The organism is Paraburkholderia sp., from assembly GCF_036488505.1.
GTDB lineage: Bacteria > Pseudomonadota > Gammaproteobacteria > Burkholderiales > Burkholderiaceae > Paraburkholderia.
Map to the genome: position 1 here is coordinate 1 of NZ_DASXHN010000104.1, position 8,743 is coordinate 8,743.

The 8,743-nt window shown below is 65.1% G+C and carries 9 protein-coding genes; 3 read left to right on the forward strand and 6 right to left on the reverse strand.

The features are described 5' to 3' along the window. The 6 genes from hpnJ to VGH68_RS05830 all read right to left on the reverse strand — a co-directional run. Positions 1–1,002 (reverse strand): hopanoid biosynthesis associated radical SAM protein HpnJ (hpnJ, locus tag VGH68_RS05805; protein WP_331602573.1); only part of this gene is annotated, 1,002 nt, incomplete at its 3' end. Between the two features lie 382 nt (positions 1,003–1,384). Then, positions 1,385–2,542 carry a DUF1501 domain-containing protein gene (locus VGH68_RS05810; protein WP_331602574.1) on the reverse strand — a complete coding sequence of 386 codons (1,158 nt, stop codon included), beginning with the start codon at positions 2,540–2,542 and terminating at the stop codon, positions 1,385–1,387. 5 nt (positions 2,543–2,547) lie between these two features. After that, on the reverse strand, positions 2,548–4,026 hold the full coding sequence (locus tag VGH68_RS05815) for a DUF1800 domain-containing protein (protein ID WP_331602576.1): 1,479 nt from the start codon (positions 4,024–4,026) through the stop codon (positions 2,548–2,550). Positions 4,027–4,123: 97 nt separating this feature from the next. Further along, positions 4,124–4,627: a periplasmic heavy metal sensor gene (locus VGH68_RS05820; RefSeq protein WP_331602577.1), complete on the reverse strand. Its 504-nt coding sequence runs from the start codon at positions 4,625–4,627 to the stop codon at positions 4,124–4,126. Next, on the reverse strand, positions 4,624–5,070 hold the full coding sequence (locus VGH68_RS05825) for a hypothetical protein (protein ID WP_331602578.1): 447 nt from the start codon (positions 5,068–5,070) through the stop codon (positions 4,624–4,626). The genes VGH68_RS05820 and VGH68_RS05825 overlap by 4 nt, the downstream gene beginning before the upstream one ends. Continuing rightward, entirely contained in the window at positions 5,067–5,669 is a 603-nt protein-coding gene (locus VGH68_RS05830) for an RNA polymerase sigma factor (RefSeq protein WP_331602579.1), read from the reverse strand. Before VGH68_RS05830 ends, VGH68_RS05825 begins: the two co-directional genes overlap by 4 nt. Positions 5,670–6,049: 380 nt before the next feature. On the opposite strand from VGH68_RS05830, the gene VGH68_RS05835 reads away from it, so the two are divergent. From VGH68_RS05835 to VGH68_RS05845, 3 genes are all read left to right on the forward strand, one after another. Continuing rightward, on the forward strand, positions 6,050–6,877 hold the full coding sequence (locus VGH68_RS05835; protein ID WP_331602580.1) for a helix-turn-helix transcriptional regulator: 828 nt from the start codon (positions 6,050–6,052) through the stop codon (positions 6,875–6,877). 145 nt (positions 6,878–7,022) lie between these two features. Next, complete coding sequence (locus VGH68_RS05840; RefSeq protein ID WP_331602581.1) at positions 7,023–7,985, forward strand: zinc-binding alcohol dehydrogenase family protein; 963 nt, start codon at positions 7,023–7,025, stop codon at positions 7,983–7,985. Positions 7,986–8,231: 246 nt separating this feature from the next. Then, positions 8,232–8,743: DUF4337 domain-containing protein (locus VGH68_RS05845; RefSeq protein WP_331602582.1), on the forward strand; the 512-nt coding region annotated here is incomplete at its 3' end.

The following is an 8,743-nucleotide window of genomic DNA, read 5'->3' on the forward strand; positions in this document are numbered from 1 at the left end:
CTTGCGGCAGTCTTCGCTGAAGCGTCGTGCGATATCCGTACGCAGGCCCTTCTTGATGTTCAGCAGGATCTGGTCGTCGCCCGATTCATAGCCCACCAGCAGCAGACGCAGGCCGTTTTCCTTCATGATCTTCAGCGTCGCGTACGGCACGTTGGCCTTTGCATTGCAGGACCATGTCACGCCGAGCTTGCCCAGCCCGCGTGCGATCTCTTCGACGCGTGGCTTGAAGTCGGTGAAGGTGTCGTCGTCGAACATGATCTCCTTGACTTCAGGCATGTTGTCGCGAATCCACTTGACCTCTTCGAGCACGTTCTCGACCGAACGCACCCGGTAGCGGTGCCCGCCCACGGTTTGCGGCCACAGGCAGAACGTGCACTTCGAGCGGCAGCCGCGGCCCGTGTAGATCGAGACGTACGGATGCTTCAGATAGCCGATGAAGTAGTTATCAATCTTCAGGTCACGCTTGTAGACGGGCGCCACGAACGGTAGCTCATCCATGTTCTCGAGGATCGGGCGCGCCTCGTTGTGCTCGATCGAACCGTCCGCAGCGCGATAGCTCAAGCCCTGGATCTGCGCGAGCGGTTTGCCCGCCGCCACTTCCTGGCAGGTGAAATCGAATTCTTCACGGCAGACGAAATCTATCGCTTCGCTAGCGGTCCGCGAGTTGTGCGGATCGACGGCTACTTTCGCGCCCACCATGCCGATTATCACCGACGGTTTGCGCTTCTTCAGATCCTGCGCAAACATCGCATCCGTAGGGAATGACGGCGTGCTCGTGTGAATGATGACGAGCTCATACTGCTGCGCGATCTCAAGCGAGGCTTCGACCGACAGACCATCAGCCGGTGCATCGAGCACGCGGCTATCCGGCACGAGTGCCGCCGGCTGCGCGAGCCACGTGGGATACCAGAACGAGCGGATCTCGCGCTTCGCCTGATAACGCGAACCCGCGCCGCCATCGAAACCGTCATACGACGGGGCCTGCAAAAACAGCGTTTTCATCAATACTCCAGCCTGTTCCGTTGCGCCTGTTAGCGGGGAACAACAATTATGCGGGGGAAGAAATCATTGCGCGGCAAAGGGCCAGGTGGCATGCGCCGCCTGAAACCGCGCGGACTAGCAACGCCAAAGATCATAGCTCTTTTGAACGGAAAATGACTTCGAACACTTCAAATACGCTCTGCGCATCCTGGACGCTGACTCGTTTGAAGGCGAGTCGTATGCAAAACGTAAATCTGCAGGGGGTTTACGACACCGAACGAAAGCATTACGTAATAAAACCTCTTTTCAGATTATCCGCAGCTGCGATGGAGATTTTGTGAAACGCGTGCAGATTGTGGATGCCGCCGTGAACCTGTCATACGAAGCCTGTCAAGCCGGCGCGTTAGCTACGGATCAAACCCGTGAGCGGTTGCGGGGTGCCTGCTTGCGACGCTTGCGAGAAGAGGCTTGCCGCCGTTCGATGCGGATCGAGTCCGAGGCTTTCGGCGGCGGCGCCCGCGATCAATCCATCGAGCGCGGTGGTAGGCCGAAGATCGCGAGCCTGATAGAGCTCGTTGGGTTTGAGACCGGGCCAGTCGGCGATCACGCGGCCACCGTTGACGGCCCCGCCCATCAGCATCGCGACGGAGCCCTGCCCATGGTCCGTGCCGCCCGTGCCGTTTGCAGCTGCCGTGCGGCCGAATTCGGTTGCAACCAGTACCGTCGTCTTGTTCCAGAGCGGTCCCATGCCGTCGCGCAAGGCGGCGATCATCGTGTCGAGCGCTTTCAACTGATTCGCGAGACGCGGGTTTTGCGCGCTGTGTGTGTCCCAGCCGCCGGTTTCGATCATCGCAATGCGAGGTCCGTCGTCGCGTACGAGAAAACTCGCCGCGAGCTTGCCGAGGCTCGCCGGATCCTGGCGCGCACTGGCGTCGCCAGCGAGGCCGCGCGCCGCCATTGCGGATTCCCATAGCGGCCGCAATTGCGCGTCCTGGTCGTACAACTGCGAGACGCGCACCAGCAGATCGTCCGGCGCCTGCGGCAACCCCGAGGGCGCATACGATGTCACATCCGCTTTGCCGCGCAGCGCCATCGGCACCGTCGGCGCGAAGGCAATGGCGTTTTCGTGTGTCGCGGGCAGTTGCGCAACGAGGCGGTTGAGCCAGCCGTCCTTCACCTGATAGGGCGATGCGCCACCCGTTTCCAGCACGTTCTGGCCATCGAAATGCGAGCGGTCCCGATACGGCGACGCCACGGCATGCACGAATAGCGCCTGTCCCGCGGCGTACATCTGCGCGGTCTGCGCGAGCGACGGATGCAGCGCAAAGGTGCCGTCGAGCTTCGTCGCGCTGGACGGATCGATCGCGAGCGCGCCGCGCAGGCTCGTATAAGCCGGCTCGGCGTACGGCACGACGATGTTGAGACCATCGGCGGCGCCCCGTTGAATCACGAAGACGAAGCGGCGCTCGGTCTCGACGCGCGCGAAGGCGAGCTGCGGCGCAACGAGCATCGCGCCGGCACCGGCGGCGGCGACGTTGAGGAATTGGCGGCGGGTCAGCATGGCGTTCATCTCCGTTGGAAGTCGGGCGACACGAGCAACAGCGCAATCGCGGTCGAGGCACTCTCGGCACGCGCGACCGCTGTCGCAGTCGGCTCGCTGATCGAGCCGACCAGCAACGTCTGACCGAGCGAGCGCGGATCGAGCCGGTCACCCACGCGCGCCGCAAAGCGCTGCGCCACTTCGACCCGGCGCACCAGCGCGTCGGGCGCGGCCCAACTGGCGGCAATATCGTCGTAGCCGGCCGGCGAACCTGGGCGCCATACCGGCTGGCCGAGTTGGGTGAGCAACGGCGCGCCTTGCAGATTGCCGAGGTCTTGCCAGCCGAGGCCGCGCATCGCCGAAACGGTCCATTCCCACGGCGTTTTAAATTTCACCGCGACGGGCGACCACGCTTCCTGCGAATCGATCAGCGCGCGATACACCGTGGGCAGATCGCCACCGCTGCGCTCGAAAGCACGGGCAAGACGATCCACCACGGCCGGCGGCGGATTGTCGGCAACGAAGTGACGCGCAAGCTTGCCGGCAATGTGCTGCGCCGTCGCCGGCGAAGCCGCGAAGTCGTGCAGCACCGCGAGCGCCTGTGCTTCGCCCGGTTGATCGTATTGGCGGCCCAGGATGGTCCGCGTACCCGGTTCATGCAGCGCCGCGCGAAACACGAATGCGCCTGGCGCCGCGCCGCCAGGCTGCGGCCCCTTCACGCCCGCCACGCTCCACCCGGTCAGCGCGCGGGCGAATTCGGTGACGTCGGCCTGGGTGTAGCCGCTGCGTACGCCGAGCGTGTGCAGTTCCATGATTTCGCGGGCGAGATTTTCGTTGAGACCGCGCTTGTGATCCGGATCGCGTTGCCCGGCGCGCATCGCCGCCGCGCTGTCGGGACCGACCGAGCGCGTCTGATCGAGGAACAGTTGCATGGCCGGATGACGCTCAACGGCGATCAGCATGTCGTCGAAGCGGCCTAGCACATGCGGACGGATCGCTTCCATTTCGAACGTACCGGCGAGTGCCGTGACCTGCGGCTTGTCGGTGGAGATCGCGAAATGATTCGCCCAGAAATAGACGAGGCGGTCGACGAACGGCGTGGGCGTCGACAACGCGCTGACGACGCGCGCATTGACCGCCGTGCGGTAGACGTCGCGGATTTCAACGCGTAGCGCCTTGTTGGCGGCGAGCTTTTCGGCCTGCATGGCAGCAGCGTCACTGGCGGCTGAAGCGGCGCTCGTACTCGTACTCGCCCCCGCCCCCGCACTCGCTTGCGCGTCTGCGTCGGCCTTGGCCGCGTTCTGCTGACGTTGCTCGCCCAGTTGCGTGGCCAATGCAACCGAAGTCGGCTGGTTCGACCACGCCGCCGGCGTCGCCTGATATTGCTCGAACTGCGCGAGCAGCCAGCCCTTGGGATCAGCCGGCGGCGTATCGTCCGGGCGGGCGCCGAGACCGAAACGGTTCAGTGCAATCGCCGCGGCATTGTCGTGGAGTGACGTGATCATGCGTTTTCCTTCGAGCCTTGCTGTACCTTCCTTAAACGAAGGTCACACGAAAATCCGTCGCACATGGTTCAGGTTTTGTTGACGGCGCCGGCACGGTCTATTCGCTCGCCTCGCTCGTGGCCGGCTTCTTCGCCGCGGACTTCTGCGGCTCGCGCCACTGGCCACGCTGCTTCAGACCATCGACGAACTCGCGGCGCTCGTCGGTTGTCAGCGACGCCGCAAAATCCACGACGCTGCCCTCCACCTCGGCGCGCAACGCGGTATCGGCGTCGCGGGTCTTCTGCAGCGCCGCGTCGAGCGCGCCCCGATCGAGCTGCGGCGCGGCCAGCAGGTCCAGCACCTGGCGGCGCGCCTCGCGTCCGTCACGAACGTAGTCCCGCCCCTCGCGTCGCGCGCCCTTGAGGGCGTCGAGAAACTGCTGGCGCCGCTCAGGCGAGAGATCGTCAGCGGCATAGCGCAGCGCGGTGTGTTGCGCAGGCGCTGCGCCTCGGCCGCCATGCACCGCGAACCAGCGGTACGCGCCACCCGCGATTGCGCCGAGAATGAACACGTTGAGCACCAGCGACCCAACCAGCAGAAGCTTCCATCCACGGCCGTTCATTCGCCGCTCCAGTCGGCGGTGGACCCGTCGAAACTGCTCGTTGTGTAGGACGCCTCATGCCCGGCGGGCGGTGTGCCGGCCATCACGAAGAACGACACCGCAAACGCACCCGCGAGACCGCCCGCGAGTCCGATGCCGGCAAACGCCACGCCCTGCCACCAGAGCCGCACGCGCTGCCGGCGGTCGCGGCGAGGCCGCCTCGCCGGGTTGGCCGGGGCCGTGGCGGCGGCGTTGATCACCCGCTCGACCAGTTCATGCCCGGGCGGCGCGACCGTCTGGCTGGCGAGCCAGCCGTCGAGGCTCGCCGACCCGGCCAGCAGCGCGTCCGCCTCGGCCGGGTGCGATTCGGCCCAGAGCTCGGCTGCCGCGCGCTCTCCTTCGGGCCAGCGGCGCGGATCGGCGCCGTAAGCGTCGACGATGGTTCGGAATCTCTCAGGTGTCATGGCATGTCCTTGCTAAAGCCGCTGCCTGCCAGTTGCACCCGCAGATTGCGGCGGGCGCGCGCCAGCAGGCTTTCCAGCGCGTCGACGGTGATGCCCATCAGCGCGGCCGCTTCGAGGTTCGAAAGCTCCTGGTAGTAATTGAGCACCAGCGCCTCGCGCTGACGCACCGGCAACGCGGCCAGCGCCGCCCGGACGCGTTCGTCGCGCGCCCGCGCTTCGAGTTGCAGCTCGGGCAACGGGCGTGGGTCGGCCTCGTCCGGCGGCTCGGCGACGGGATCCTCACGCCGCCCGCGCAACCGGTCGTAACAGAGGTTCAGCGCGACACGGTGAATCCACGTGTCAAAGCGCGCCTCGCCCTCTTGCCAGTTCGAGGCCTGTTTCCAGATGCGCACGAACGCTTCCTGCGCGACGTCTTCCGCTTCCATACGGTCTCCCAACATGCGCGTCGCCAGTGCGAGCAGACGCGGCAGCTTGCGCGACACGAGCGTGCGCACGGCGGCCTGGTCCTGCTCGCCGACCCGCGCGACGAGTTCCGCATCGGGGTCGCGCTGGCTCAAGGCGCGCCGTCCCGCGACATGCGCGGCCCATGTGGCCGGCACTGCTGCGTCTGCACAGATCGTGTCGTGACCCGGGCGTTTCTCACTGGCCGTTGCTCCCTGACGTGCGTTTTATGCTTGCCTGGTATCGTGTATGGAATCTTGTCCGGGCTTGCTGCCGGCTGCGGCGCTCAATCAATCTGTGACGACTGCCAGCCGATCCACCCCGACCCGCGCCGGCGGACCAGCTCCGTTGCTGCTTAAACGCGGCGCGCAATAAAATCCGTCGCCGCCCGCGCGGATTTTATGCCACCGCCGGAAAGCGCCGCACAAGCGCCCTGCCGGAATCCGTGATGCACCTGCTGGCGTGGCCTCAGGCAGCTCGCGCGATGGTGTATCGTTCAACCCACGGGGCGCCAGCCCGCCTACCCAACTGAAACGCCGTGCCCAAAGCCCGCCCCCCCGAACTGCCCGAAGACGACGACGCCCACTCGCTCGCGCGGCACTATCCGCGTGGCCTGCATATCGAGCCGCATTCGCACACCTGGGCGCAGGTGCTGTATGCGATCGCGGGCGTGATGTGGGTCGAAGTCGACCGCGAGGCGCTGGTGGTGCCGCCGCAGCGTGCCGTGTGGCTGCCGGCCGGCACGGTGCACTCCATCCACATGATGAGCGAGGTGGAGATGCGCAATCTCTACCTGCACGAACGCAACGTGGCGCATCTGAGCCGGATGAGCGACGTCTTCGAAATCAACGGTCTGCTGCGCGAGCTGATCACGACGATTGCCGAATTCGAGCACACGCGCTCACGCGACCAGAGCTACCTGGAGACGGCCTACAAGCTCGCGATGCTCGAACTCGCCCACGCACCGCGTTCGTCGCTACGCGTTCCCTTGCCGGATGCGTCCGAAGCGTCGGACCGCCGGCTCGACGCGCTGTGCCGCGCGGTGATCGACAACCCTTCGATCGAGATCAGCTTCGAGCAGCATGCCGAGTCCGTCGGCGCCAGCGTACGCACCCTCTCGCGCCTCTTCACGCGAGAACTCGGTATGGGCTTTTCCGAATGGCGCCGCCAGGTGCAGCTCGCCGTCGCGGTGTCGGGGCTCGCCGAGGGCCGCTCGGTCAGCAGCATTGCACGCGCGCTCGGCTATCTGCCGAGCAGCTTCAGCGACATGTTCCGCCGCGAACTCGGCGCGCCGCCCACCGAATTCGATCCGCAGGAAACCCTGAGCGCGACGCGCGAAGCTAGCGGTTCGCAGGCAGCCGGCTAGCGAACGGGCGTCAGACGGGGCCGGCAGAGTCCCGGCGACGTTGTCTGAAAATCGAAAGTTCTTGTCTCAATCGTGACGCTCCTGCCATCTAGAATGACTTTCACGCTGCTCGATGCAGCACCTCACACGATCAGGAGCATTGTCGATGAAAGCCATTCAGTTCAAGAGCTTTGGAAACCCCGAAGTACTCGAATACGTCGACCTGCCGACGCCTTCCGCCGACGCGGACAACGCCGTCGTGCAGGTGAAAAGCGCGTCGGTGAATCCGAGCGACGCCAAAAACGTCTCGGGGCACTTCGAGCACACCCAGCTGCCGCGCACGCCGGGCCGCGATTTCAGCGGCGTGGTCGTGGAAGGTCCGGCTGAATGGATCGGCGCCGAAGTCTGGGGCACCGGTGGCGACATTGGCTTAACGCGCGACGGCACGCACGCGGAGTTCATCCGGATTCCGCTTGCGGCGTTGTCGCGCAAGCCCAGCGCGCTCAGCCACGAGCAGGCCTCGGCAATCGGCGTGAACTTCGTGGTGGCATGGCTCGGCACCGTGAGCTACGCGCAACTGAAGGCGGGCGAAACGATTGCCGTGATCGGCGCGGGCGGCGGGGTCGGCGGCGCGGTCGTGCAGATTGCGAAAGCGCGCGGTTGCCGCGTGATCGGCGTGGACCGGCACCGGCCCGACGCCGCTTCGCCCGCCGGCCGTCTGATCGACGAGTATGTGCCGATTGACGAGCACACCGTCGAGCGCGTCAAGACACTGAGCAACGGCGGCGTGGACGTGGTGTACGACTCGGTGGGCGGCGTGATGTTCGAGACGGCGCTCGGCCTCGTCAGGCGCCGTGGCCGCGTGATCGAAATCAGCGCGACGGGCAAGCGCCGCGTCGAGTTCGACATGATCGATTTCTATCACAACGAAACGCAGCTGCTGGGTGTGGATAGCGCCAAGCTCGGCGTGGCGGAGTCCGCGCCGCTGATGACTGCGCTGGTCGAAGGCTTCGAAAGCGGCGCCTTGCAGCCGCCTGCGATTGCGCAGCGCTTTGCGCTCGAGCATGCGCGCGAAGCCTACGCAGCAGTCACCGCCGGCACGAGCGGACGTGTCGTCATCACCATGTAAGTCTCGCGTCGTTCGGCGGGTCACTAGGGCCACCGAACGACGCGAGCTCTGATGTGAACAACCGGCACACACCGTGCTCCGGCCAATGAGGTTTATTGCCGCATACAATGCGATCCGGCCGTGCGCTTCACGCGCCGGGCACCGACGTCTGCTACGCTTGTGCCATGCAGATGCGGGCGCTGATGTCGGGCCTCCGCCGGGGCGCGATCTGCTTAAAACAATGAACCCGTTTGTCCGGAGTGTTGCATGTCAGATGAATTTGAAGTGCATGGTCTGCACGACCATGCGGTAGAACACGTCGGCGAAGGCCATGGCGCGCACAAGGACGCCGATCCGTTTGCGAGCCGCATGGCGGTGATGACCGCCATCCTCGCCACGATTGGCGCGATCTACGCCTATCAGAGCGGCACCAGCGAAAATCTGGCGCTCTATTACAAGAACGAAGCGGCCATCAAGAAGACCGAGGCCGCGAACCAGTGGTCGTACTATCAGGCGAAGGGCGAGAAGGAAAACCTCGCGGAACTCGGCGCCGCGTTGTCGGCTCCGAACAGCGAGGCGCATGCCAAATTCGCCGCCGATGTCGAGAAATACAAGCAGCAGAAAGAACCGATTCGCGCCAACGCGGAAGCGATCGAAAAAGCCGTTGCGGATCAGGACGCTCAAAGCGAAAAGCTGATGCATGGTCATCACCGCTGGGCACAGGCGACTACGCTGATCCAGATTTCGATTGCACTGACGGCCATCACACTTCTGACGCG